Below are 24,997 nucleotides of genomic sequence, written 5' to 3'. Positions count from 1 at the left end.
ACGGAAAAACAGCGTGCGCGGTTCCCCCGCCCCCGTCCTGTCTGGCCGGATCCGGTCGACCGGGCCGACCCCCGTGACGCCACTGAATATGACGAAGGTCCATTGTCGTGGCAAAACGTGGCAAAGGGAAGTTCAAGCGTGGGACGGGGCGCCGGTCCGAACGCCGTGGCACCCCGTCCGAAACGGGTTCAGATCCTTCAGCGACCGCTGAACCTCGCCTTGCCCGGCCCCTGCTCGATGAAGCTGCGCATGCCGGTCTTCTGGTCCTCCGTGGCGAAGAGCCCGGAGAACTGCAGGCGCTCGATCTCCAGTCCGGTGTCGAGGTCGGTCTCCAGCCCGCGGTCGATGGCCTCCTTGGCCGCCGCCAGGGCGATCGCCGGACCTTCGGCGTACTCGGCGACCAGCGCGACGGCGGCCGAGTAGACCTCCTCGTCGGCGACGACCCGGTCCACCAGACCGATCCGCTCGGCCTCCTCCGCGCGCACGTGACGGCCGCTGAAGGTCAGGTCCTTGGCCTTGGCCGGGCCGATCAGGCGCGGCAGGCGCTGGGTCCCGCCGGCGCCGGGGATCACGCCGAGCTGGATCTCGGGCTGCCCGAACCTGGCCTTGGTCCCGGCGACCCGGAAGTCGGCGCACAACGCCAGCTCGCAGCCGCCGCCGAGCGCGAAGCCGCTGACCGCGGCCACGACGGGCTTGGGGATCCGAGCCACGGCGGTCAGCGCGTTCTGCAGCGCGCGCGAGTAGTTCAGCATCTGCGCGTGGCCGAGGTCGGCCATCTCCTTGATGTCGGCCCCCGCCACGAAGGCGCGCTCACCGCCGTACAGCACGACGGCGCGCACGGAGTCGTCGGTCGACACCCGGGCCGCGGCCTCGGCGATCTCCTTGGTGACCTGTCCGTTCAGCGCGTTCAGCGCCTTGGGTCGGTCGATGCGGATGACGGCGACCGCGGGGTTCTCCGGGTCGGCCTCCACGCGAACGAACTCGCCCACGTTGTCCACCTCTTCGTCTCGGTGTCGGTGTCGGTTTCGATGGCAACCCAACCACGCGGGTCAGGAGAAGAGCAGCACCAGGGTCCCGAGCCGGGCCGAGACCGTGTAGGCGACGGCCAGGAGCAGGGCGGCGCCCACGAGCAGGAGCGTGTCGCCGACACGCCAGCGGCTGACTCGTGCGTGGGTGCGCGGCCCGGTCCCGAAGGCCCTCGCGTCCATGGCGGTGGCCAGCAGGGTACCGATTCGGATGGCGCGGACCAGCAGCGCGAACAGTCGGCCGAAGAACAGTCGGACCACGTTCAGCGGGTTGTATCCGGCCTCCAGTCCTCGAGCCCTACGGGCCAGGGTGATGGTGCGCCACTGGTCGGCCAACAGCGGGATGAGGCGCAGCGCCGCGAGCACGCCCATGGCGGGGCGCTCGGGCACCTTGAGTCTTTGCACGAGCCCGTCGGCCATGTCGGTGGGGTCGCTGGTGATGGCGGCGAGGAGTCCGGGCAGGGCGATGGCCAACAGACGCACCGCCACCCCGATGGCTCCTTCGAGGCCCTGTTCGCCGTACAGGTAGTTGACCGCGGCGCTGCTCAGACCCATGAGCACGAAGGGGCCGGCCAGGATCAGCAGGGTGCGGCGGTCCACCCCGCTGAAGGGCACGCACAGCAGGACGGCGGCCAGCACGATGCCGCCGGTGACCACGTCCACGGCGGGGACGAGTCCGATGCCGATGCCGAGGGCGGCGATCAGTTTGGCTGCGGGATTGAGTCCGGTGAGCCGGGGGACCTCGCTCACTCGGCCTCCTCGGCCACGGCGCGCCCGTCCGCCACACGCACCCGCACGTCCGTCAGATGACGCAGGAGCAGCCCGTCGTGGGTGGCCACGGTGATGGCCCGGCCCTCGGCTCGCAGATCCGCGAGGAGCTCCACGAGCTCGGTCCAGGTGCGGGTGTCCTGGCCGAAGGTGGGCTCGTCCAGGGCCAGGACGTCGGGGGCGTGCAGGGGGCCGGAACTGAGCGCGGTGGCCACCGACAGACGGCGTTTCTCCCCGCCCGAAAGCGTGTACGGGTGCACGTTCGCCAGATGGGTCAGCCGCAGCCGTTCCATGAGTTCACCGACCCGGCCCTCGGTCTCCGTATCGCTCAGACCGGCCCGCAGCGGGGCGAACCGGAGTTCGTCGCGGACCTCGGTGGTCACGAACTGGTCCTCGGCGTGCTGGAAGACGGTGCCCACGTGGCGGGCCAGCCGTCGGGCCGGCCAGCGGACCAGTGGACGCCGGTCGATCTCCGCCAGGGTCCCGCGCGGCACCACCCGACCACGGTGCGGTTTGGTCAGGCCCGCCAGCAGGGTCAGGAGGGTGGACTTGCCCGCTCCGTTGGGCCCGGTCAGCGCGGTGACGGCCCCCGCGGGCACGGTCAGGTCCACGTCTTCGAGGACGGTGCGCGGGGCGGCCGCCCGCACGCCCAGTTGGAAGGGGGTCCGCGCCGTCACACCCCGCGCCGCCAACATGGGCGCTCCCCCGGGGGCCGAGGGTAGGTCCGGTGAGGGTTCCTCTCCGGGTACCCACACCCCCTGTTCGGCCAGGGACCTCCCGTGCTCGGCGAAGACCTTCGCCGGCGCCCCGTCGGCGATCACGCCACCGCCGGGTTCGACCACCACCACACGGTCCACCAGGTCCATGACCTCGGCGACGCGGTGTTCGACCAGAACGAGGGTCGCCTCGCTCTCGGTGAGCAGGCGGGCCAACAGGTCCCGGACCAGCGCGCCCCCGACCGGATCGAGGTTGGCGGTGGGCTCGTCCAACAGCAGCAGACGCGGTCGCATGGCCAGTGCCCCGGCGATGACCAGGCGCTGCTTCTCCCCACCGGACAGGGCACCGGTGGAGTGGCCGATCCCATAGGGGAACCCGACCTCGACCAGGGCACGTTCGACCCGCGACCAGATCTCGTCCGGTGCCACCCCCAGGTTCTCCGGGCCGAACGCCACGTCGTCGCCGGCGCGCGCCATCACCAGCTGGGCCTCGGGATCCTGCGCGACCAGACCCACACCGCCGCGCCCCCGGGAGGCGGGCTCGCCGTCCACCCGGAGCAGGCCCTCCTGGTCGCCACCGATGGCGCTGTCGGGCCCGGTGAGACCGGCCAGGGCGTGCAACAGGGTGGACTTGCCCGCGCCGGAGGCGCCCAGCAACAGGACCCGCTCCCCGGGTTCGATGAGCAGGTCGACGCCGCGCAGGGCGTGGGCGGCGCGGCCCGCGTGCTTCCATCCCCAGCCGGAGAGTTCCACACACGCGCCGCGCGCGTTCGTGCCGGCCATGGTCAGCCCTTGGCCGAGGGGAAGGGTGCCAAGGCCCCGGACCGGGCCAGGGCGGTGGTGAGCAGGCGTCCGCCGACCCCCGCGATCAACGCGCCGCTCACCAGGACCAGGCCGCCGTAGACGAGCTGGTGCGACAGCGGCCAGGTGGCGTAGTAGACGACGGCGTCACGGATGGCCGGGGAGATCCCGGCGAGGGCACCGGCCAGCGCGGCCACGCCCATGCCCCAACGGCGGTAGAGGAAGAGCAGGAAGACCAGCTCGGGCAGCAGCCCCTGCATGGCGCCCTCCAGGACCACCGTGACGCCCCATTGGGAGCCCAGCAGCGCGGAGACCGAGGCCGCGGTGATGGAGGTGAGCACGGCCGCGCCGGACCGTCGGATGATCAGCCCGCCGAGGACTCCCGGAAGCAGCCAGACCCCGTAGAGGATCGCCTGCGCCGGGGGGAAGAGCACGAACAGCGGTCCGGTGATCGTCCAGACCACGCCCCACAGCCAGAACACCACCCCCACCGCGGCGCCGAGTACGGCGGCCACCACGATGTCCACGGTGCGCCAGGCCCCGAACTCGGCGCGGATCCAGTCCTTGATCCGGCCGAGAAGTCCACGACTCGTACCGGCGTGCCCGGCTCCGGTGTCGATACCCATCGAAATGAGGTCCCTTCGTCGAGGTCGACGAGGGGAATGCGGCCGAGAGCGTCTCCCGCGCCGGCGGCACGGAGATGACGGATTCCACGACTTCCTTCGCCGGCATGACCCGGATCAGGTGTGTAAGGGTCTGCGGTCCGATGCCGCACTCTCAGCGCTCACGCGCTCCCCTGTCGGTTCTCCTCCATTATGCGTCAACAAGGAGGGCCGTGGGATGTTTCCATCCCACGGCCCGATTCTTCCGACTCCATCGCAGGTCAGGCCTCGGTGTCGGATTCGTCGTCCTTGGACTTCGGTGGCTCGGCGTCCGGGTTGCCGAAGGCCCCGGGCGAGCCCGCGAAGTCCTCGGCCTCCAGTTCGGCGGTACCGCCCCGCATGCTCTCCTGCCAGATCGGGCCGGGCAGGCTGCCCCCGTAGACGATGCCGTAGTAGCGGCCACCGATGGTCACGCCCTGCAGCGGGTTCGCCTCGCCGCCGCGCACGTCGCCGACGACCACGGCCGAGGAGAGGTTCGGGGTGTACCCGGCGAACCAGGCGTAGGCCGCGCCGTCGGTGGTGCCGGTCTTGCCCGCGACCGGTCGCCCGAGGTCCAGACCATTGGCGGTGCCGCCCTTGAAGGGCTGCTGTAGCAGGTGGTTGACCCCGTCCGCGGTCTGCTTCTTCACCGCTCGTTCGCAGTGGGAGTCGGCGGTGACCCGTTCACCCGTGCCGTCGTCCCGGATCGCCCGGACCGGGCGCGGCTCGCAGCGGGTGCCACGGGCGGCGAAGGTCGCGTAGGCGTTGGCCACGTTCAGCGGGGACACCTCCTGGTCGCCCAGGGTGAAGGAGCTCCACACCCCGAGGTCGCCACCGTCGGCGCGGTGTATCCCGACCGCCTCGGCGGTCTCGGAGGTCTCGCACAGGCCGACCCGACGCTGCAGCTGGGCGAAGTAGGTGTTCACCGACCCCTTGGTCCCGCTGAGCATGTTGTGTCCGCCCTCGTCGCTCTCACCGGCGTTGCGGACGTTCCAGGACGACATGGTGCCGCCCTCGCAGTTGGCCATGCCGCCGACCGACATGCTCTTGGGCGAGTTGAAGCTGGTGCCGTACCCCAGGCCCTTCTCCAGGGCCGCGGCCAGGGTGAAGGCCTTGAACGTCGACCCGGCCTGGAATCCGCTGGAACCGCCGTCGGCCTGGTCCACGGCCAGGTTGATCGAGGTGGTGCCGACCTTTTCGTCGTCGAACCCGTAGCGCAGGTTCTGGGCCAGGGCTCGCACGCGGCCCGAACCGGGCTCGACCATGGCCTGGGCGGAGAACTTGGTGGAGTCCTCGTGCGGGACCCGGCGGTCGATGGCCTCTTGGGCGGAGTCCTGCGCCGCTCGGAGCAGACTGGTCTGGACGGTGAAGCCGCCCCGGGAGATGCGCTGTTCGCGCTCGGCCTTGGTGTCGCCCAGCAGGTCGGATTCGAGGAGCCAGCGCATCGTGTAGTCGCAGAAGAACGGGTACTCGCTCTCGGCGCAGCTGCCCCCGCGCGGCGTGGCGTCCACTCCCAGGCCCTTCTCCTTGTGCGCGGCGGCCTCTTCGGCGTCGAGGTGTCCGGTGGCGACCATCCGGTCCAGCACGAGATCGCGGCGTTCCCTGGTCTCATCGGGGTTGTTGATCGGGTCGTAGTACGAGGGCGCTCGGACCAGACCGGCCAGTGTCGCGGCCTGCCCGGGGTCCAGTTCGGCGGCGGAGGTCGAGAAGTACCGTTCGGCGGCGACCTCGACTCCGTGCGCGCCGGCCCCGAAGTAGGCCAGGTTGAGGTAACCCTGCAGGATCTCGTCCTTGGTGTAGCGGTCCTCGATGTCGATCGCGTAGCGCAACTCGGTGAGTTTGCGGGTGATCGTCCGGGCGCTGGCCTGGTCGACCTCTTCCTCGGTTTCGGCGGTCTCGATGAGGAGATTCTTGACGTACTGCTGGGTGATGGTCGAACCACCCTGTGTGTTCCCCTGGGCGGTGCGGATGGCGGCGCGGAGGACACCGCGCAGATCGAGGCCGTTGTGCTCGTAGAAACGGTCGTCCTCGATCGCCATCAGGGCCGTGCCCATCCAGGGGCTCATCTCGTCGAGGTCGACGACATCGCGTTCGCGTTGGGCGACCTCGCCGAAGGGCTCCCCCGAGTCGTCGGTGAGCAGGACGCGCGACGACGGGTACGGAACGTCGAGGTGGTTCGGCAGGGACATGAACCCCGCGGCGGCGTCCCTGGCCACGATCCCGGCACCGCCGACCAAGGGTATGACCAGGGCCGCCGACAATAGCCCGGCGATGAGGCCGAGTCCGGACAGACGCAGGATCGCCTCGCGTCGTTCCTTGCCGCCGCCCCCTTCCAACTTCGCGGTTCCGCCCTCCACCAGGGCTCGGGCTCTGTCCCCGAACCGACCAATACGGCTGGACTCCGTCACGTCGCCCCCTACGGCCGTGTGCGGCCCGGTGCCACGTGGCACCGGGCACTGCGTCGACCACACTCGCAGTCGGCCCGCAAAGGGAACTCCGTCAAATCGGGCGTGTCACCGAAAAGCTTCCTCAATCCCCGGCAAAGCACCCAGAAACGCCACAGCACGGCCACAGTGGACTGTTCACGAGGAACCAGCCGCAATTAATCTCGACATCAAGACGAGAGTCCCGACGAATCAGCCGGCGCGAGAAGCGCTTCCCCCGAATACGTGACAATTGATCCCTGTGGGTCACAACGGACACATGGGGATGTCCGGAATACGCCTCGCCCTGCCCGGCGCACATTCGTTCATCCCTACCCGCATGGACCTCGTGCACAACATGGGAGAAGAATTTACCGACTTTTCACGAAGAGGCACGGGAAAGCGACTACAGAAACCCCAGAATCCACAGTGGCGAACTGCCCGGTTTGCGAGGTTTCCCAGGGTGAAACCCGACAAATACCAGGTCCATCCCACCGAGGCCAGTGTGATGAGGATCACATTAATTATCCGGCCCCGACACTCTTCCAAACCCCACTAGAGGACCGACGATAGACAGCGGAGGGCACCGAAGCCGCAATCTGGACAGTTTCCGATCCAGCACTTCGTTGACCCCGTTCTTCGTTGGATTAAATTCCGATTAATTCCGCACGCGAGTCGCCGCGTGCTGCCCCATAACGCCCGAACCACGACAATGACGGTGTAGCCAGTGATCGGACGACTGCCCATCCTCGATATCTCTCCAGAGAACGTTCTCGGCCCGGTGAAGGCGGTGCCCGAAGAACGTTTCACCGTCGGCGCGACGGTGATCCGCGAAGGGCACGATTCCCTCGCCGCGGGCGTCGTCGTCCACTCACCCGAAGGGCGCCGACGGCCCCTTGTCCCGATGCGGGAGAAATCCCCCGGAACCGACCGCTACGAAGCCGAGATCAGCCTGCCCGCCGAGGGACAGTGGTCCTTCTCCATCGAGTCGTGGAGCGACCCCTTCACCACCTGGCTGCACGTCGCCCGCGTGAAACTCCCCCTCGACACCGACACGGACCTCGTCCTGGAGGAGGGCGCCCGCCTACTGGCCAAGGCCGGCCGCCGCGTCCCCCGCAACCGCGACCTGGCCAGGGCCGCCAAGGTTCTGCGTGACACCTCCCTGGCCCCCATGGAAGCCTTCGAGGCCGCCGTCACCGACGACGTCGTCTCCGCAATGGAGCACGACCCCGTCCGTGAGCTCGTCACCAGGTCCAAGCGGACCAAGGTCGTCGTACACCGCGAACGCGCCCTGTTCGGTTCCTGGTACGAGTTCTTCCCCCGCTCGGAGGGCGCCCAGGTCGACACCGCGCCCGGCCAGGAGCTCTCCGGCACCTTCGCCACCGCCGCCAAACGGCTGCCGGCCATCGCCGACATGGGCTTCGACGTGGTGTACCTGCCACCGATCCACCCGGTCGGCGCCGCCCACCGCAAGGGTCGGAACAACACCCTGCACGCGCGCGCCGGCGACCCCGGGTCCGTGTGGGCCATCGGTTCGGCCGACGGAGGCCACGACGCGGTCCACCCGGACCTGGGCACCATCGCCGACTTCGACGCGTTCGTGGCCGAGGCCGCCGAGCACGGCCTGGAGGTCGCCCTGGACCTGGCCCTGCAGTGCTCCCCCGACCACCCCTGGGTCACCGAGCACCCCGAGTGGTTCACCACCCGGGTCGACGGTTCCATCGCCTACGCGGAGAACCCGCCAAAGAAGTACCAGGACATCTACCCGCTCTGCTTCGACAACGACTTCGAGGGCCTGTACACCGAGGTCCTTCGGGTGGTCCGGCACTGGATGGACCACGGGGTGCGGATCTTCCGGGTGGACAACCCGCACACCAAGCCCGTCGCGTTCTGGGAGCGTCTGCTCGCCGACGTCGCGCGCACCGACCCCGACGTGCTCTTCCTGGCCGAGGCCTTCACGCGCCCCGCCATGATGCGCACCCTGGCCAGGGTCGGCTTCCACCAGTCCTACACCTACTTCACCTGGCGCAACGGCAAGGACGAGCTCACCGACTACCTCACCGAGCTCAGCCGGGAGACCGCGCACTACCTGCGCCCCAACCTGTTCGCCAACACCCCCGACATCCTCAACGCCTACCTCCAGGACGGCGGCCGCCCCGCCTTCGAGGCGCGCGCGGTGCTGGCCGCGACGCTCTCCCCGACCTGGGGGATCTACTCGGGCTTCGAGCTGTGCGAGAACACCCCCGCCGCACCCGGCAGCGAGGAGTACCTGCACTCGGAGAAGTACGAGTACCGCCCTCGCGACTGGGCCGGGTCGGACGCCTCCGGTACGACCATCGCCCCGCTCATCACCCGGCTCAACGAACTCCGCCGGGCCCACCCCGCCCTGCGCGAGCTGCGAAACCTGAGGTTCCACCACGTGGACAGGCCGGAGATCGTCTGCTTCTCCAAGCACCGGCCCGGCGCCTGTGGTGAACCCGACGACGCCGTCATCGTCGTCGTCAACCTCGACCCGCACCGGACCCATGAGGCCACGGTGCATCTCGACCTGCCGTCGATCGGCCACACGTGGGAGGAGGACATCAAGGTGACCGACGGGCTGACCGGCCACTCCTACACATGGCGAGCCGACAACTACGTGCGGCTCGACCCGGCGACCGGGCCCGCGCACGTGTTCACCGTCAGCGGCAGATAGCGGGTCGGGGCACCGGAACGCGGCGGTCACAGCACCGCCGCCGCCCGGCTCCCGCACGCCTGTTGATCCGATGTCGAACATTTTGGTGGGGAGCAGTAGATGAGCAACGACGAGTCCGGACCCGGCGCACACGAGCACGCCGAACATGGTCCGCTCGCGCCGGCCACCGGGGCCGCGACCGGCCCGCTCATGTCCTCGGGAGGTACCGGTGAACCCCACTGGTACAAGCACGCCGTCTTCTACGAGGTACTGGCCCGGGGGTTCTTCGACTCCAACGGGGACGGCACCGGTGACCTCACCGGACTGGTCCGGAAGTTGGACTATCTCCAGTGGCTCGGAATCGACTGCGTCTGGTTGCTTCCGATGTACGAGTCCCCTTTGCGGGACGGTGGATACGACATCTCGGACTACTTCAAGATCCTCCCGGAGTTCGGCAACACCGCCGACTTCGTGGAGCTTCTCGACGAGTCGCACCGGCGCGGCATCCGTGTCATCACCGACCTGGTCATGAACCACACCAGCGACCAGCACCCGTGGTTCAAGGCCTCCCGTGAGGACCCGGACGGTCCCTACGGCGACTTCTACGTGTGGTCGGACACCGATGACCGCTACGACGAGGCGCGCATCATCTTCGTCGACACCGAGACCTCCAACTGGTCCTACGACGAGGTGCGCGGCCAGTACTACTGGCACCGCTTCTTCTCACACCAGCCGGACCTCAACTTCGAGAACCCGGCGGTCCAGGAGGCGATCCTGGAGGTACTTCGCTACTGGCTGGACCTGGGGATCGACGGTTTCCGGCTGGACGCGGTGCCCTACCTGTACGAGCGCGAGGGCACCAACTGCGAGAACCTCAAGGAGACGCACGAATTCCTCAAGCGGGTGCGCGCGGAGGTCGACCGTCTCTACCCGGACCGGGTGCTGCTGAGCGAGGCCAATCAGTGGCCCTCGGAGGTGGTCGACTACTTCGGCGACTTCGAGTCCGGTGGCGACGAGTGCCACATGAACTTCCACTTCCCGCTGATGCCGCGCATGTTCATGGCGGTCCGGCAGGAGCAGCGCTTCCCGATCTCGGAGATCCTCGCCCAGACCCCGCCGATCCCCCGCAACTGCCAGTGGGCGATCTTCCTGCGCAACCACGACGAGCTGACCCTGGAGATGGTCACCGACGAGGAACGCGACTACATGTACGCGGAGTACGCCAAGGAACCCCGCATGCGAGCGAACGTGGGGATCCGGCGGCGGCTCGCGCCCCTGTTGGACAACGACCGCAACCAGATCCAGCTGTTCACCGCGCTGCTGTTGTCGCTGCCGGGCTCCCCGGTGCTGTACTACGGCGACGAGATCGGCATGGGCGACAACATCTGGTTGGGCGACCGTGACGCCGTGCGCACGCCGATGCAGTGGAACTCCGATCTCAACGCCGGGTTCTCGCGCAGCGACCCCGCCCGCCTCTACCTGCCACCGATCATGGACCCGGTCTACGGCTACCAGGCGATCAACGTGGAGTCCCAGCGGGAGAACCCCGGTTCGCTGCTGCACTGGACCCGTCGGATGATCCAGATCCGTAAGCGGCACCCCGTGTTCGGCACCGGGGAGTTCACCGAACTGAACGCCACCAACCCGAGCGTGTTGGCCTACATCCGCGAGCACGGCGACGACCGGATGCTGTGCGTCAACAACCTGTCCAAGCACCCGCAACCGGTGGAGCTGGACCTGTCGCGCTACGCGGGTGTGAGCCCGGTGGAGTGCGTGGGCGGGGTCCGTTTCCCGGAGGTCGGTGAGCTGCCTTACCTGCTCACCCTCCCCGGCCACGGCTTCTACTGGTTCCAACTGCCTCCGGAGCGCACGTCCGACACCGGGTCCAAGGACGGCGAGGGCGTGCCCTCGTACGGACTCCCCGCGGCGGGACTGAGCACCCCGGACTCCTTCGACACCGGCCACCGCAGCACAGCCACCGACCGGCCCGCCGGCGCGAGCCGGGACCGTGGTGGGAAGGGAACCAGGCCTCTCTGACATGTCGCAGCTAGAAGAACTCCTGGCAGTCTGGCTACCTCGACAACGATGGTTCTCCGGCAAGGGGATCCCGATCCGTCGGGTCCGGGTCGAGAGCAGGTACACCCTGGTCTCGGCCGGACCCGGTGGTCCCGACCTGAACGTGCTCGTGGTCCAGGCGGGCCAACGCGGCACGAGTTCCCGTTACCAGGTGCTGCTCGGGTCGCGTCCGCCCCGGTCACTGCCGCCCCACCTGGCCCGCTCCGCCATCGGCGTGTGCCCGGTGGCCGGCGGTCGGCCCCGGGTGGTCTACGACGCGGCGCACGATCCGCAGCTGACGTCGTTGCTGCTGGAGCGATTCAACTGCGCCGAGGACGGCGAGCGTCGGGGGCGGGTGCGTTTCCGTACCCTTCCCGGCGCCGAGGTCAAGGCGTGCGGCTCGGGCCGTCTGCTGACCGGTGAGCAGTCCAACACCTCGCTGGTGTACGGGCGCGACTACGTCCTCAAGACCTTCCGCAGGCTCTGGCCGGGGCGCAACCCGGACCTGGAGCTGAACATGGCGCTGTCGGGTTCGCCGTACGTGGCACGCCCGTGCGGGTGGATCGAGGCGGACCTGTCCGGTCACACCACGCCCACCACCTTGGCGCTGTTGCAGACGTTCGTCCCGGACGCCACCGACGGCTGGGTGCTGGCCACCGAGAACGTGCGCACGCTGTTGGACGGCGAGGACGCCGACTTCAGTGCGGAGTCCGCGCGGTTGGGGCACACCACGGCGCAGGTGCACAGTTCGCTGGCACGGGCGCTGCCCACCGACGTGCTCTCCCCCGTCTCGGCGGCCGAAGTGGCCGACGCGATGGTGGAGCGGCTGGCGATGGCCAGCGGTGAGGTGCCCGAACTGGCCGAACACGCGCCGAGGGTGATGGAGGCCTACTCCGACTTCGCCCGGGTGGACGAACCGCTGCCGATACAGCGCATCCACGGCGACTACCACCTGGGGCAGGTCATCCGGCCGAAGTCCGGGTGGGTGCTGCTGGACTTCGAGGGCGAGCCGACGGTGTCGGTGCGCGAACGCCAACGTCTGTCCAGTCCGCTGCGGGACGTGGCGGGGATGCTGCGTTCCTTCGACTACGCGGCCGGTTACCTGTTGGTCGGGCATCCGGACGACCAGGAGTTGGCGTGGGCCGCTCGGGAGTGGTCGCGCCGCAACCGGGAGGCGTTCTGCCGCGGTTACGCCGACGGTGGGGGCGCCGATCCGGAGAAACACCTGACCGTGCTGCGCGCCTTCGAGTTCGACAAGGCGGTCTACGAGGTCCTGTACGAGGCGCGCAACCGCCCCGACTGGCTTCGGGTTCCGCTCGATTCCATCGCCACAGCGGCCGGGGCACCTCCGGTGCCCGGCTGATTCCCCGGCGGCCGCCGTTCGCGCACGGCGGCCGCCCCTCGTTCCCCCCGCTGAACCATCGCCTCGTCATCCGAACACCACAAGTCATCACGGAGTCGAATTGTCACCGCGTACGTCCAAGAAGGCCGCCACAGCCGACCAACAGCCGGCGGCGGAGCCCGAGGCGGCGAAGAAGGTGCCCGGCAAGAAGAAGGCCACGAAGACGACCGAGCCCGAGAAGACGGTCAAGACCACGAAGGCCGCGGCCCCGAAGAAGGCCGCACCCAAGAAGAGCAGCACGGGGAAGACCGCACCGAAGAAGACCCGCGTCCCCGCCGCGCTCGCGGAGGACCTGCTCGTCGAACTCGACCGGGTGGTCGACGGCCACCATCACGACCCGCACTCGGTCCTGGGCCTGCACGGACGCGACCTGAGGGTCCTGCGCCCGGGCGCGGTCGAGGTGCACGCCGTGCTGCCCGACCAGACCCGGGTGGCGCTGCCGCACCGCCACCGTGGCGTGTTCGCGGCCCGTCTGCCCAAGAAGGTCGACGACTACCGCGTCGCGGTCCGCTACGAGGACGGACCCGAACTCCTACAGGCGGACGCCTACCGCTTCGAGCCCACGTTGGGCGAACTCGACCTGCACCTGATCGGTGAGGGTCGGCACGAAGAGCTGTGGAGCGCCCTGGGCGCCCACGTCATCGAGCGGGACGGCCCCATGGGCGAGGTGGCCGGGACACGTTTCACGGTCTGGGCGCCCGACGCTCGCGGGGTCCGGGTCATCGGCGACTTCGACCACTGGAGCGGGCTCGCCCACCCGATGCGCAGCCTCGGTTCGACCGGGGTATGGGAGCTGTTCCTGCCCGGGCTCGGGGACGGCGACCTGTACAAGTTCCAGCTCCTGGGCGCGGACGGGCACTGGCGGGACAAGGCCGACCCCATGGCCCGCCGGACCCAGATGCCGCCGGCCACCGCCTCGGTCGTCACGGTCTCCGACCACGTGTGGACCGACCAAGAGTGGATGGCCGAGCGCAAGGGCGTGGAACCGTACCGGGCGCCGATGAGCGTCTACGAGGTGCACCTGGGTTCCTGGCGGCCGGGGCTTTCCTACACCGAACTGGCCGACGAACTGGTGTCCTACGTGGCCGAGATGGGCTTCACGCACGTGGAGCTCCTGCCGGTGGCCGGGCACCCGTTCGACGGGTCCTGGGGTTACCAGGTCACGTCCTACTACGCGCCCACGCCGCGGTTCGGCTCCCCGGACGAGTTCCGCCACCTGGTGGACTCCCTGCACCGGGCGGGTGTGGGCGTGTTCCTGGACTGGGTGCCGGCGCACTTCCCCAAGGACGAGTGGGCGCTGGCCCGGTTCGACGGCAGTGCCCTGTACGAGCACCCGGACCCGCGCCGTGGCGAACACCCCGACTGGGGCACGCTCATCTTCAACTACGGGCGGACCGAGGTGCGCAACTTCCTCGTCGCCAACGCCCTGTACTGGTTGGAGGAGTTCCACGTCGACGGGCTGCGGGTGGACGCGGTCGCCTCGATGATCTACCTCGACTACTCGCGCGACTCCGGTGCCTGGGAGCCGAACGTGTTCGGTGGCCGCGAGAACCTGGAGGCCATCGACTTCGTCAAGGAACTCAACACCACGGTCTACCGCCGTAACCCCGACGTGGCGATGATCGCGGAGGAGTCGACGGCCTACACGGGGGTGACCACCCCGGTGGACCACGGCGGGCTCGGCTTCGGGCTGAAGTGGAACATGGGGTGGATGCACGACACCCTGGAGTACGTCAAGAAGGAGCCGATCCACCGCGAGTACCACCACAACGACATCACGTTCTCCATGGTCTACGCCTACAGTGAGAACTACGTGCTGCCGCTGTCGCACGACGAGGTGGTGCACGGCAAGGCCTCGCTGTTCAACAAGGCGCCTGGGGACGAGTGGCAGCGTGCGGCGACGCTGCGGGCGCTGCTGTCGTTCATGTGGTCCCACCCGGGCAAGCAACTGCTGTTCATGGGCGGGGAGATCGCCCAGGGCGAGGAGTGGTCGCACGAGGAGGGCGTGCCGTGGTGGCTGCTTCAGTACGACCACCACGCGGGCACGCAGCAGCTGGTCAAGGCGCTCAACGATGCCTACCGGCCGCGGCCCGCGCTGTGGTCGTTGGACACCGACCCGGCCGGGTTCACCTGGTTGGACGGCGGCGACCGCCAGGGCAACACCCTGAGCCACCTGCGCCACGGCGAGGACGGTTCGGTGTTGGCGTGCGCGGTGAACTTCTCTCCGGTGCCCCGCGCCGACTGGCGGATCGGTCTGCCGGTCGGGGGCCGGTGGAACACGGTGGTCAACTCCGACGACCCGCGCTTCGGCGGTTCGGGGTACGAGGCGCCGGCCACCGTTGAAGCGCGAGCCCAGGAGTGGCACGGTCAGCCGTTCTCCGCGGAGATCACCCTGCCTCCGCTCGGCGCCGTCTGGTTCGAACCCGCGCCCTAAGGCGCGCTCGCAGCCAGGGCCCTGGACGTTCCCCCGGAACGCCCAGGGCCCTTCCTCGTCCGTTCAGTGCCCGGTGACCAGGTCGACGGCGGCGTCGATGGCGGCCCGGAGGCCGTCCAGGGAGTCCTCGTCGGGCAGGCGGGCGCAGGTGAGCCAGAGTCCGTCGATCATCACCAGGAGCAGTTCGGCGAGGGCTTCGGGGTCCCGGCCGGGCGCGAGTTCCTCCTGTTCACGGGCGTAACCCAGAGCGGCGGCCAGGTTGGCGCGCGCTCGCGTGTCCAATTCGGCGAGCACCTCGGCGAACCCGGGGTCGACGGCGGCGCGGGCGTAGAAGGCGGCCCAGATGCGGGCCTGGGCGCGGCGACGGTCGTCGGTGGGCAACAGATCCACGAGGACGGCCCGCATCCCCTCGGCGAAGGTCAGCGACTCGGGGCCGATCCGGATTCGGGAGAAGCGGTCGGCGACCTCGGCGATGGAGAAGTCCAGGGCGAAGCGGAGCAGCTCGTCCTTGGTGCGGAACTCGCGTTGGACGGCGCCGACGGACAGCCCCGACTCGGCGGCGACCACCCGGACACTGACCCCTTCGAGCCCCTCACGGGCGGCGATGCGATGGATCGCCTCACCCACGCTCCGGCGACGATTTTGACTGTTCACGACCTTCGGCACACGTTCATTCTGGCACATCCACACAGACTGATACGGTTGTATCGATACAATCGTATCGGAAGGATGTCGTCATGTCCCGTCCCCTGATCCGCCGAACCCTCCTGTCCCTCTCCCTCCTGCTCGCCCTGCCAGGGGCCGCCGCCCTGGCCCTGGTCCTGTTCCCGCCCCTGTCCTGGGCGGGATGGCAGTTCGCGCTGCTCGCCCTGGAGTTCTCGCTGTTCGCGTCCCTTCCCGCGCTGTGCGGGCTCGCCCTGGCCCTACTCGTCCGGAGCCGATGGGGATGGTCCCTCGCGGGGGTCAACGCACTGCTGCTGGTCCTGGCCCTGGTGCCGTCGGCGGCGCTGTGGAACACCGCCCGGACCGAAGACGCGCCGTTGAGCCTGGGCGCCTACGCCGCCGGTCTGGCCACCGACACCGACCGGGAGCCTCTCACCACGACCTACCACCGGGTGGACGGCGAGCCCCTTGAGCTGGACGTGTGGGAGCCGGCCGAACCCTCCGGCGATCCCCTGCCGATCGTGGTCAACGTCCACGGCGGGGCCGACGACCTCCCACAGAGTCTGCTGCCGCGCTGGGACACCTGGTTGGCGGACGGGGACCGGGTGGTGTTCGAGGTCGACTACCGCTTCTTTCCCGACGGCGCCTGGCGGGAATCGGTGGCGGACGTGCGATGCGCCCTGGGGTGGGTCCGTGAGAACGCCGCCGAGTACGGCGGCGACCCCGACCGGATCGCCGTCACCGGCCAGTCCGCCGGCGGCCTGTTGGCGCTGCTGTCGACCTACACCGACCAGGTCGAACCGTCGTGCGACACCGAGGTCCCGGACGTGTCCGCCGTGGTCGCCTGGTACTCGGTCACCGACGGGACCGCCGACGCCCCGATCCCCTGGCGCCAACGCCACTCCCCCATCGGCGACGAGTTGCTGGAATCCAGCGAGCGCATGGTCGGCGGCGCCCCCGAGGACCTGCCGAAGGAGTACGAGGACATGTCGGCGATCCACCAGGTCACGGCGGACACCCCACCGACCCTGGTGATCACCGCCGGGCACGACCTGTTCCTCGACCCCGAGGACAACCGCAGGTTCGTCGCCCGGCTCGACGAGGCGGACGTCCCTCACGAGCACCTGGAACTGCCTTGGACCGAGCACATGTTCGACCTCAACTGGGGCGGCTTCGCGAGCCAGATCACCCGCCACTCCATCGACGGTTTCCTCGACGAACACCTGACCCCCTGAACGCCCCGACCGGGTGAATTCACTGGCCCGGCCAGGAGCGGGTCGATAACATGCGGGGCATGACGCGGGTGCGCTCCACCACCATGACGGGCCGGACGATGATGTCGTCCGGCCTTCCCCGCGTGCCCTGAACCCCTGTCCGCGGCAAGGCCCCAACGGGTCTTGCCCACGGCGGGCGCCCGGCGGGGCCGGAGAGGACCCACCTTGGGTCGTTACCACGTGACCACCGCCATCCCGTACGTCAACGGGAGACCGCACATCGGCCACGCCCTGGAACTGGTGCAGGCCGACACGCTCGCCAGGTCCCACCGTGACCGTGGCGACGAGGTCCGCGCCCAGACCGGCACCGACGACAACTCGCTGAAGAACGTGCTCAGCGCCCGGGCGTCCGGGTTGCGAACCGCCACCTACGTCGACCGGGCCTCCAGGGGCTTCCTCGACCTGGCGGGCCCGCTCTCGCTCTCCTTCGATGACACTGTGCGCACCGCTTTCGATCCAAGGCACCGGCCCGGGGTGGAGCGGCTGTGGCGGGCCTGCCTTGCGCGCGGTGACCTGTATCGCCGTGGTTATACCGGGCTCTACTGCACCGGATGCGAACAGTTCTACGGGGCCGACGAACTCCCCGAGGGCCTGTGTTCGGAGCACGGGACCGTACCGGAGGAGGTCGCCGAAGAGAACTGGTTCTTCCGTCTCTCCCGCTACCAGGATCGGTTGCACGAGCTGGTGTCCTCGGGCGAGGTCCTGGTCGAACCCGACTTCCGCCGGCGCGAGGTGCTGTCTTTCATCGCGTCGGGTCTGGTGGACTTCAGCGTCTCCCGGAGCGTGGAACGCGCACACGGCTGGGGTATCCCGGTCCCCGACGACCCGGGCCAGGTGATCTACGTGTGGTTCGACGCCCTGGCCAACTACGTCACCGGGGCCGGCTACGGCACCGACGACCACGACCACTGGTGGACCCTTGCCGATCAGCGTGTGCACGTCATCGGCAAGGGCATCCTGCGCTTCCACGCCGTGTACTGGCCCGCCATCCTGCTCTCGGCGGGGCTTTCACCGCCCACCACACTCCTGGTGCACGAGTACCTGACCGCCGACGGTGACAAGATCGGCAAGTCCACCGGCAACACCATCGACCCCGTCGCGATCACCGAACGGTTCGGGACCGATGCCCTGCGCTGGTGGTTGCTGCGCGATGTCGGGCGCTCCGGTGACACCGACTACACCGAGGCCCGTTTGATCGCCCGGCACGACGAGGACCTCGCCAACACCATCGGCAACCTGGTGAACCGGACCGTGTCCATGGTCGCGAAGTACCGTGGCGGCACGGTCCCCGGTGTCGGTTCTGCGGAGCTGTCCGAGGCGTGTGCCCGAGCGGAGTCCTCGGTGAACGAGGCGATCGACGCCTTCGACCTGCGTGCGGCCACCGGTGCCATCGTGGAGCTGGCCGACGCCGGAAATCGGTATGTGGCCGAGCGGGAGCCGTGGCTCGTCGCCCGGCCCGAACGTCGCGGGGACATCGCACCGGCCGCCCTGGACTCGATTCTGGCCGAGCTGGTGGCCACCGGGCGAACGTTGGCCCGGTTGCTGCGCCCTTTCCTGCCCGACGCCGCGGAACGGCTCACCGCGCAGCTGACGGAACGGCCGGGGCCCGACGGTGATCGGCTACCGCCGGTCTCCCCGGTGTTCGGTCGGATCAGCTCCCGTTCCTCCCCCACCGGCTGAGTCGGGCCACCGCCTCGTCGAGCACCTCGTCCTTCTTGCAGAAGGCGAAGCGCACCAGGTGGCGGCCCTCGTCCTGGTGGTCGTAGAACACCTTGGCGGGCACGGCCGCAACACCGGCCTCGCGAGGCAGCGCCCGGGCGACGTCCTCGCCGTCGAGGTAGCCCAACGGTCGAACGTCGGCCATCAGGAAGTAGGTGCCCTCGGACACGTTCACGTCGAACCCGGCGCCGCTGAGGCCCTCGGCGAGGCGGTCGCGCTTGGTCTGCATGGCCAGGCGCTGCCGCTCGACCCAGGCACCCTCGTTGTCGATGGCGTCGGCGATGGCCAACTGCAGGGCTCCGTTGGCGGAGAAGGTGAGGAACTGGTTGACCGTGCGCACCGCCCGGACCAGGGGCTCGGGGCCGCTCACCCAGCCGGTCTTCCACGCGGTGACGGCGAACATCTTGCCGACCGAGGAGATCGACAGGGTGCGCTCGCCCATACCCGGCAGGGTGGCCAGGGGGACGTGGGGACGTTCGTCGAAGGTGAGGAACTCGTACACCTCGTCGGTGATCGCGATGAGGTCGTTTTCCCGGCATAGCGCGGCGATCTCCGCCGACTCCTCGGCGGTGAACACCGTGCCGGTCGGGTTGTGCGGGGTGTTGACCATGATGAGCCGGGTGCGCGGGGTGACGGCGGCGCGCAGCTCGGCGGGGTCGAAGGTGAACCTGCCGGTCGCGTCGTCGCGACGCAACGCCACGGGGCGGCGCACCCCGCCGGCCAGCGAGATCATCGCGGCGTAGGAGTCGTACATCGGCTCGAAGACGATGACCTCGTCACCGCGTTCCACCAGCGCCAGCAGCGAGGCGGCGATGCCGGCGGTCGCACCGACGGTGACGTAGACCTCCGTTTCGGGGTCCAGGTCCAACCCGTAGTGACGGGAGCGGTAACGGCTCACCGCCTGGCGCAGCTCCGGACGTCCCGGGCCGGGCGGGTACTGGTTCACCCCTTCGAGGATGTGTCGCGAGGCGTTCTCCAGCAGACTTCGCGGCCCGTCGGTGTCGGGGAAACCCTGCCCCAGGTTGACGGAGTCGGTCTCGACGGCCAGACGCGTCATCTCGGCGAAGATCGTCTCACCATAGGTACGCATGCGTTCGATCAGCGGTTCATCCACCCTTCGAGCGTATCGACCCGGTCCGGGCACGGGCACAACCGGGCGGTCCCCCGAACACGAGAGGGCCCCCGGTCTCGTGGTGCCCGGTGCCTCACCGGATCCCACGAGGCCAGGGGCCCCTACGAGCGCGACCGCCTTTACGGAAGCAGCAGGCTGAGCACGATCCAGACCACCGGACCCGCGATCAACAGGGAGTCGATGCGGTCCATCAGACCGCCGTGGCCCGGCATGAACCGGCCCATGTCCTTGACCCCGAGGTCGCGCTTGAACAACGACTCGATGAGGTCGCCGACCGTGGCGGCCAGCACCACGGCCAGACCCAGGACCACGCCGACCCACCAGGGGCCGTCCAGCATGAGGGTGACGCACAGCGCCCCCGCCACCGCACAGCCGATCACGGAGCCGCCGAAGCCCTCCCAGGTCTTGTTCGGGCTGATCACCGGCGCCATCTTGTGCCGTCCCAACAGGATCCCGGCGAAGTAACCGCCGATGTCACTGGAGATCGTCACCACGATGAACACCACCAGGCGGTACTGTCCATCCTCCGGGTGCGCGATGAGCAGCATCCAGGTGGCCAACAGCAGCGGCAGGTACACGAGGGTGAACAGGTTCGCCGACGCGTCGGCGACGAACCCCTCCGCCCCACCGCGCAACCGCCAGACCAGGCAGGCGATCGCGGTGACGGCCGCGATGCCCACCAACCATTCGGCGCCGCCGAAGTAGGCTCCGGCCTGCATCGCCACACCGCCCACGGCCAACGGGACCACGGCCAGGGTCATGCCCTTGCCGCCGAACGCCCGGTTGAGTTCGCGGAGACCGATCAGCGTCCCGAGGGACGTGATGATCGTGAACAGCTGAGGCCAGGGGAAGACCGAGAAGAAGACGAGCGCGCCGAGGACGCACCCGCTGGCGATGGCCACCGGGAGGTTGCGACCGGTCTTGACCGGGGCACCTCCCGGCTTGTGCAGCACGAAGCGCTGCCCGGCGGACGTGTCCGTCTCCGAACGGGGACGGTCGTCGGGTCTGTGCTCCGGCGAGTGGTCATCGCCTCCGGAGCCGTTCGAAGGGTGGTTCACCGACTAGACCTCGAGAAGTTCCGTTTCCTTGTGCTTGAGCAGCTCGTCGACGGTGCCGACATGCTTGTGCGCGAGCTCGTCCAGTTCGGACTGGGCACGGTGGGCCTCGTCCTCACCCAGGTCACCGGACTTGACGGCCTTCTCGAAACCGTCCTTGGCGCGACGTCGGACGTTGCGGATGGCGACCTTGCCGTCCTCGGCCTTGGTGCGCGCGACCTTCACGTACTCCTTGCGACGCTCCTCGGACAGCTCCGGGAAGACCACGCGGATGACCTGTCCATCGTCGGAGGGGTTGACGCCCAGGTCACTGTTGCGGATCGCGTTGATGATCTCGGTGCGCGCGTTGATGTCGAACGGCGAGATGACGACCATGCGCGGCTCGGGCACCGAGAAGGAGGCCAGCTGGTTGATCGGCGTGCGAGCACCGTAGTAGTCGACGGTGATCTTGTTGAAGGTGGCCGGGGTGGGCCGACCGGTACGGATCGTCGCGAAGTCCTCCTTCGCCACGGTCACGGCCTTCTCCATCTTCTCCTCGGCCTCAAGGAGGGTTTCTTCGATCATTGTGGGCGCTCCCGGATTGTCGGCTGGGTGTTCGTGGCTTGGAGTGCGTGGCCTCGGCCACGCCGCAGGACGGTCTCCCGCCCTCGTCAGTCGGAGGTCGGACCGACGATGGTGCCGATCTTCTCACCGCGGACGGCGCGCAGGATGTTGCCCTGGCTCATCAGGTCGAAGACGACGATGGGCAGCCCGTTGTCCATGCACAGGCTGACCGCGGTGGCGTCCATGACCTTGAGGCCGCGGGTGAGGACCTCGTTGTAGTTGAGCTTGTCGAACTTGACCGCGTCCGGGTTGCGCTGCGGGTCGGAGTCGTAGACCCCGTCGACCTGGGTGCCCTTGAGGACCGCCTGGGCGCCGATCTCCAGTGCGCGCTGGGCGGCGGTGGTGTCCGTGGAGAAGAAGGGCGCACCGAGACCGGCACCGAAGATGACCACTCGGCCCTTCTCCAGGTGACGAACGGCCCGACGCGGGATGTAGGCCTCGGCGACCTGGCTCATGTGGATCGCGGTCTGCACACGCGTGTCCACGCCGAGGCGCTCAAGGAAGTCCTGGAGGGCGAGGCAGTTGATGACGGTGCCGAGCATGCCCATGTAGTCGGCGCGACCGCGCTCGATGCCGCCCTCGGTGAGCTGGGCGCCGCGGAACATGTTGCCGCCGCCGACGACCACGGCGACCTGGATGCCCTCGGACACCGCTTCGGCGATGGACTCCGCCACGTACTGGACGACCTCGGGTTCGATGCCCAGACCGCCACCGCCGGCGAACGCCTCCCCCGAGAGCTTGAGCATGACACGCTTCCAACCGGAATCGTGCATGGGCGTTTCGGTGGTCATGGCTTCGTTCTCCGACACGGCCTGCGGCCTCCCTTGTTGTTCCCGAGTGGCACAGGGTCCCCCGAGTGCTCCTGCTGCGGACGGTCCGAACAGGATCTGCCCGAAACCCGCCCATATCCACCGAAAGTGCCGGGGAGATTCCGTCTCCCCGGCACTTCCATCATGTCAAAGCCCCTAGGCCTGGCCGACCTTGAAGCGAACGAAGCCCTTGACCTTCACACCGGCCTCGTCGACGACCTTCTGGACGGTCTTCTTGTTCTCCTTGACGAACGGCTGTCCGAGGAGGGTGACCTCCTTGAAGAAGCCGTTGAGACGACCCTCGACGATCTTGGGGATGGCCTGCTCGGGCTTCCCCTCACCGCGGGTGGTCTCCTCGGCGATACGACGCTCGTTGGCGACGACGTCCTCGGGGACCTGGTCCTTGTCGACGTACTGGGGGGCCAGCGCGGCGATCTGCTGAGCGAGGTCCTTGCCGACCTCCTCGTCCACCTTGTCCAGCTCGACCAGGACGCCCATGGTCGGGGGCAGGTCCGGGTCGGACTTGTGCATGTAGGAGGCGACGTAGGCACCGTCGAACTTGGCGATGCGACGGAGTTCGAGCTTCTCACCGATGACGGCGCTCTTGCCCTCGATGAAGGACTGCAGGGTCTTGCCCGACTCGATCTCGGCGGCGGCGATGGTCGCGAGGTCATCGCCGTCCTGGGCGGCGACGAAGTCGGCGACCTGGTCGGCCAGCGCGATGAACTGGTCGTTCTTGGCGACGAAGTCGGTCTCGCAGTTGAGCTCGATCAGGGTGGCCTTGCCCTCGCCCTGGCTGCGCACGACGACGGTGCCCTGAGCGGCGGTGCGGTCCGCGCGCTTGTCCACGGACTTGGCACCCTTGATGCGCAGGGCCTCGACGGCCTTGTCGAAGTCGCCGTCGGCCTCGGTCAGCGCCTTCTTGCAGTCCATCATGCCCGCGCCGGTGAGGTCGCGCAGCTTCTTGACGTCCGCGGCGGTGGAGTTCGCCATGACTGTTCTCGGATTCCCTAGTGAAGTCTGGTCTGGAAATGGAGCGGTCCGGCGAACACCCCGCAGGCCGCCCCGCCGACGAAGGGCGGGGCGGCGCTCAGGCGTCGGTGCGCACCGGAAAGGTACTCAGCGGCGAACCGCTGATTCCCTACTAGGCCTCGGGGGCCTTCTCCGGGGCGTCGACCGGGGAGTCGGCGGCGGTGGCCTCGGCCGGAGCCTCGGCGGCGACCTCGTCGGCCGGGGCCTCGGTCACGGTCTCGGCCGGAGCCTCGGCCGCGGCCTCGTTCTTCTCCTCGGCGACGGTCTCGACCGGGGCCTCGGCGGCCTCGGTCTCGCCCTTGCCTTCGAGCAGCTCGCGCTCCCACTCGGGCATGGGCTCCTCGGCCGCCTTCTCCTCGGTCGCGCCGGAGGCACCGGAGCGGACCAGGAGACCGTCGGCGACGGCGTCGGCGACAACGCGGGTGAGGAGGCTGACGCTTCGGATGGCGTCGTCGTTACCCGGGATCGGGTAGTCGACCTCGTCCGGGTCACAGTTGGTGTCGAGGATGGCGACGACCGGGATGTTCAGCTTGCGAGCCTCGCTGATCGCGATGTGCTCCTTCTTGGTGTCCACGATCCACACGGCGCTGGGCACGCGGGACATGTCGCGGATACCGCCGAGGGTGCGCTCGAGCTTGTCCTTCTCACGACGAAGGTTCAGCAGTTCCTTCTTGGTGAGCGTGGAACCGGCGACGTCGTCGAAGTCGATCTCCTCCAGCTCCTTGAGGCGCTGGAGCCTCTTGTGCACGGTGGAGAAGTTGGTGAGCATGCCGCCCAGCCAACGCTGGTTGACGAAGGGCATGCCGACACGACGAGCCTGCTCGTCGATGGCCTCCTGCGCCTGCTTCTTGGTACCGACGAACAGGATGGTGCCACCGTGGGCGACCGTCTGCTTGACGAACTCGTAGGCGCGGTCGATGTACGCCAGCGACTTCTGGAGGTCGATGATGTAGATGCCGTTGCGCTCGGTGAAGATGAAGCGCTTCATCTTGGGGTTCCAGCGACGGGTCTGGTGCCCGAAGTGGACGCCGCTCTCCAGGAGCTGGCGAATTGTCACGACTGTGGCCATGACCTGGTCCTCCTTGCGGTGGCGGAACGCGGGTTCCGCCGTCGGTTGTACCTGACGCCCCGCCCGCACCACCACACCGCGCGAGGCGGCGTGGACCGTGGGCACAGGCCCTCCCCGAGGGAGGCAGGTGGGCGTGCGAATTATGGTTCGACCCTGGTGGGCCGAGAACGATTCTATCCTCCGCCGAGCACACCCCGGAACGGCTCCGTGTCCAGGGACGTCATCGACGTGGCGAAGGTTGTCCACAGGCTCGGATCGGCTCTGGCGGAACACGTCCGCCGCACGCATCCTGGAAACATGACAGACCCCCGACTCTGGGTACTCCCGCTGTTCCTCACGCTCCTGCTGTTCCCCGTTCACCAGCTCCGAACCACACCGGCCGTCGCGTCCGTCCAGGGACCATGGCGGTGGCCGTTGGATCCTCCGGTGGAGGTACTGCGCGGCTTCGATCCACCCGAGGAGCGCTGGCTGCCGGGACACCTGGGCGTGGACCTGGCCGCCGAGCCGGGGCAGAGCGTGTACCCGGCGGGGCCGGGCCGGGTGCGGTTCGCCGGCAGTGTCGCCGGGGTGGGTGTGGTGAGCGTGACCCACGGAGAGACGCACACCACCTATTCACCGGTGGAGGCCTCCGTCACCCGCGGCGATCCGGTCGACGCCGAGCCGATCGGCGCGGTGGCGGACGAACCACGTCACTGCGCGGAA

At 68.8% G+C, this 24,997-nt stretch carries 18 protein-coding genes, 1 pseudogene and 1 riboswitch; of the genes and pseudogenes, 7 read left to right on the top strand and 12 right to left on the bottom strand.

The window, feature by feature from the left end:
- Window positions 1-197: 197 nt before the first annotated feature.
- From ACWGSK_RS11565 to ACWGSK_RS11545, 5 genes are all read right to left on the bottom strand, one after another.
- Complete coding sequence (locus ACWGSK_RS11565) at window positions 198-998, bottom strand: enoyl-CoA hydratase/isomerase family protein (protein WP_358514357.1); 801 nt, start codon at window positions 996-998, stop codon at window positions 198-200.
- A gap of 51 nt (window positions 999-1,049) precedes the next feature.
- Window positions 1,050-1,775, bottom strand: a complete 726-nt coding sequence (locus tag ACWGSK_RS11560; RefSeq protein ID WP_452455791.1) for an energy-coupling factor transporter transmembrane component T family protein — start codon at window positions 1,773-1,775, stop codon at window positions 1,050-1,052.
- The gene (locus ACWGSK_RS11555; protein ID WP_452455790.1) at window positions 1,772-3,292 is read right to left on the bottom strand and encodes an ABC transporter ATP-binding protein; all 1,521 of its coding nucleotides are present in this window, start codon (window positions 3,290-3,292) and stop codon (window positions 1,772-1,774) included. The genes ACWGSK_RS11560 and ACWGSK_RS11555 overlap by 4 nt, the downstream gene beginning before the upstream one ends.
- 2 nt (window positions 3,293-3,294) lie before the next feature.
- Window positions 3,295-3,936, bottom strand: a complete 642-nt coding sequence (locus ACWGSK_RS11550; protein WP_358514362.1) for an ECF transporter S component — start codon at window positions 3,934-3,936, stop codon at window positions 3,295-3,297.
- A gap of 74 nt (window positions 3,937-4,010) precedes the next feature.
- Window positions 4,011-4,118: riboswitch (TPP riboswitch) on the bottom strand.
- Between the two features lie 75 nt (window positions 4,119-4,193).
- Window positions 4,194-6,359 carry a transglycosylase domain-containing protein gene (locus tag ACWGSK_RS11545; RefSeq protein ID WP_452455789.1) on the bottom strand — a complete coding sequence of 722 codons (2,166 nt, stop codon included), beginning with the start codon at window positions 6,357-6,359 and terminating at the stop codon, window positions 4,194-4,196.
- A 742-nt stretch (window positions 6,360-7,101) separates the two neighbouring features.
- Here ACWGSK_RS11545 and ACWGSK_RS11540 point away from each other — a divergent pair.
- From ACWGSK_RS11540 to glgB, 4 genes are all read left to right on the top strand, one after another.
- Complete coding sequence (locus tag ACWGSK_RS11540; protein WP_452455788.1) at window positions 7,102-9,069, top strand: maltotransferase domain-containing protein; 1,968 nt, start codon at window positions 7,102-7,104, stop codon at window positions 9,067-9,069.
- 99 nt (window positions 9,070-9,168) lie between these two features.
- Window positions 9,169-11,085, top strand: coding sequence for a maltose alpha-D-glucosyltransferase (treS, locus tag ACWGSK_RS11535; protein ID WP_358514366.1), 1,917 nt, complete (start codon window positions 9,169-9,171; stop codon window positions 11,083-11,085).
- A 1-nt stretch (window position 11,086) separates the two neighbouring features.
- Window positions 11,087-12,466 (top strand): maltokinase N-terminal cap-like domain-containing protein, encoded by a 1,380-nt coding sequence (locus ACWGSK_RS11530; RefSeq protein ID WP_358514368.1) that lies wholly within the window; start codon window positions 11,087-11,089, stop codon window positions 12,464-12,466.
- Between the two features lie 331 nt (window positions 12,467-12,797).
- Window positions 12,798-14,939 carry a 1,4-alpha-glucan branching protein GlgB gene (glgB, locus tag ACWGSK_RS11525; protein ID WP_358514382.1) on the top strand — a complete coding sequence of 714 codons (2,142 nt, stop codon included), beginning with the start codon at window positions 12,798-12,800 and terminating at the stop codon, window positions 14,937-14,939.
- 63 nt (window positions 14,940-15,002) lie between these two features.
- Here glgB and ACWGSK_RS11520 read toward each other — a convergent pair whose 3' ends face one another.
- Window positions 15,003-15,605 (bottom strand): TetR/AcrR family transcriptional regulator, encoded by a 603-nt coding sequence (locus tag ACWGSK_RS11520; RefSeq protein WP_358514370.1) that lies wholly within the window; start codon window positions 15,603-15,605, stop codon window positions 15,003-15,005.
- 71 nt (window positions 15,606-15,676) lie between these two features.
- Between ACWGSK_RS11520 and ACWGSK_RS11515 the strand changes: the two genes are divergently transcribed.
- Together ACWGSK_RS11515 and ACWGSK_RS11510 are read left to right on the top strand one after the other, a co-directional pair.
- Window positions 15,677-16,837, top strand: coding sequence for an alpha/beta hydrolase (locus ACWGSK_RS11515; protein WP_358514372.1), 1,161 nt, complete (start codon window positions 15,677-15,679; stop codon window positions 16,835-16,837).
- A 204-nt stretch (window positions 16,838-17,041) separates the two neighbouring features.
- A complete protein-coding gene (locus ACWGSK_RS11510; RefSeq protein WP_452455787.1) occupies window positions 17,042-18,556 on the top strand; it encodes a methionine--tRNA ligase in 1,515 nt (504 codons plus the stop codon).
- On the opposite strand, the gene ACWGSK_RS11505 is transcribed toward ACWGSK_RS11510, so the two are convergent.
- From ACWGSK_RS11505 to rpsB, 6 genes are all read right to left on the bottom strand, one after another.
- On the bottom strand, window positions 18,528-19,685 hold the full coding sequence (locus ACWGSK_RS11505) for a pyridoxal phosphate-dependent aminotransferase (RefSeq protein WP_358514384.1): 1,158 nt from the start codon (window positions 19,683-19,685) through the stop codon (window positions 18,528-18,530). The genes ACWGSK_RS11510 and ACWGSK_RS11505 overlap by 29 nt on opposite strands.
- 161 nt (window positions 19,686-19,846) lie before the next feature.
- A complete protein-coding gene (locus ACWGSK_RS11500; RefSeq protein ID WP_358514376.1) occupies window positions 19,847-20,785 on the bottom strand; it encodes a phosphatidate cytidylyltransferase in 939 nt (312 codons plus the stop codon).
- A gap of 3 nt (window positions 20,786-20,788) precedes the next feature.
- Window positions 20,789-21,346 (bottom strand): ribosome recycling factor, encoded by a 558-nt coding sequence (gene frr, locus ACWGSK_RS11495; RefSeq protein WP_358514378.1) that lies wholly within the window; start codon window positions 21,344-21,346, stop codon window positions 20,789-20,791.
- 86 nt (window positions 21,347-21,432) lie between these two features.
- Window positions 21,433-22,176, bottom strand: coding sequence for a UMP kinase (gene pyrH / locus ACWGSK_RS11490; RefSeq protein WP_067601899.1), 744 nt, complete (start codon window positions 22,174-22,176; stop codon window positions 21,433-21,435).
- A 174-nt stretch (window positions 22,177-22,350) separates the two neighbouring features.
- Window positions 22,351-23,187, bottom strand: coding sequence for a translation elongation factor Ts (tsf, locus tag ACWGSK_RS11485; protein ID WP_452455786.1), 837 nt, complete (start codon window positions 23,185-23,187; stop codon window positions 22,351-22,353).
- Window positions 23,188-23,338: 151 nt separating this feature from the next.
- On the bottom strand, window positions 23,339-24,295 hold the full coding sequence (gene rpsB, locus ACWGSK_RS11480; protein WP_358514387.1) for a 30S ribosomal protein S2: 957 nt from the start codon (window positions 24,293-24,295) through the stop codon (window positions 23,339-23,341).
- A 297-nt stretch (window positions 24,296-24,592) separates the two neighbouring features.
- Between rpsB and ACWGSK_RS11475 the strand changes: the two are divergent.
- Window positions 24,593-24,988, top strand: a pseudogene (locus ACWGSK_RS11475) (peptidoglycan DD-metalloendopeptidase family protein); the annotation flags it as partial.
- Between the last annotated feature and the right edge of the window lie 9 nt (window positions 24,989-24,997).

Source organism: Nocardiopsis sp. NPDC055551, assembly GCF_053619415.1.
The sequence above is the reverse complement of the archived record's forward strand: the minus strand, read 5'-3'. Positions and strand labels throughout refer to the sequence as shown.

Bases quoted from the DNA above. Each gene is read 5' to 3' on its own strand.
- rpsB (WP_358514387.1), bottom strand. From the start codon at position 24,295: ATGGCCACAGTCGTGACAATTCGCCAGCTCCTGGAGAGCGGCGTCCAC.
- frr (WP_358514378.1), bottom strand. From the start codon at position 21,346: ATGATCGAAGAAACCCTCCTTGAGGCCGAGGAGAAGATGGAGAAGGCC.
- ACWGSK_RS11530 (WP_358514368.1), top strand. From the start codon at position 11,087: ATGTCGCAGCTAGAAGAACTCCTGGCAGTCTGGCTACCTCGACAACGA.
- pyrH (WP_067601899.1), bottom strand. From the start codon at position 22,176: ATGACCACCGAAACGCCCATGCACGATTCCGGTTGGAAGCGTGTCATG.
- tsf (WP_452455786.1), bottom strand. From the start codon at position 23,187: ATGGCGAACTCCACCGCCGCGGACGTCAAGAAGCTGCGCGACCTCACC.
- ACWGSK_RS11515 (WP_358514372.1), top strand. From the start codon at position 15,677: ATGTCCCGTCCCCTGATCCGCCGAACCCTCCTGTCCCTCTCCCTCCTG.
- ACWGSK_RS11555 (WP_452455790.1), bottom strand. From the start codon at position 3,292: ATGGCCGGCACGAACGCGCGCGGCGCGTGTGTGGAACTCTCCGGCTGG.
- ACWGSK_RS11505 (WP_358514384.1), bottom strand. From the start codon at position 19,685: ATGCGTACCTATGGTGAGACGATCTTCGCCGAGATGACGCGTCTGGCC.
- treS (WP_358514366.1), top strand. From the start codon at position 9,169: ATGAGCAACGACGAGTCCGGACCCGGCGCACACGAGCACGCCGAACAT.
- ACWGSK_RS11550 (WP_358514362.1), bottom strand. From the start codon at position 3,936: ATGGGTATCGACACCGGAGCCGGGCACGCCGGTACGAGTCGTGGACTT.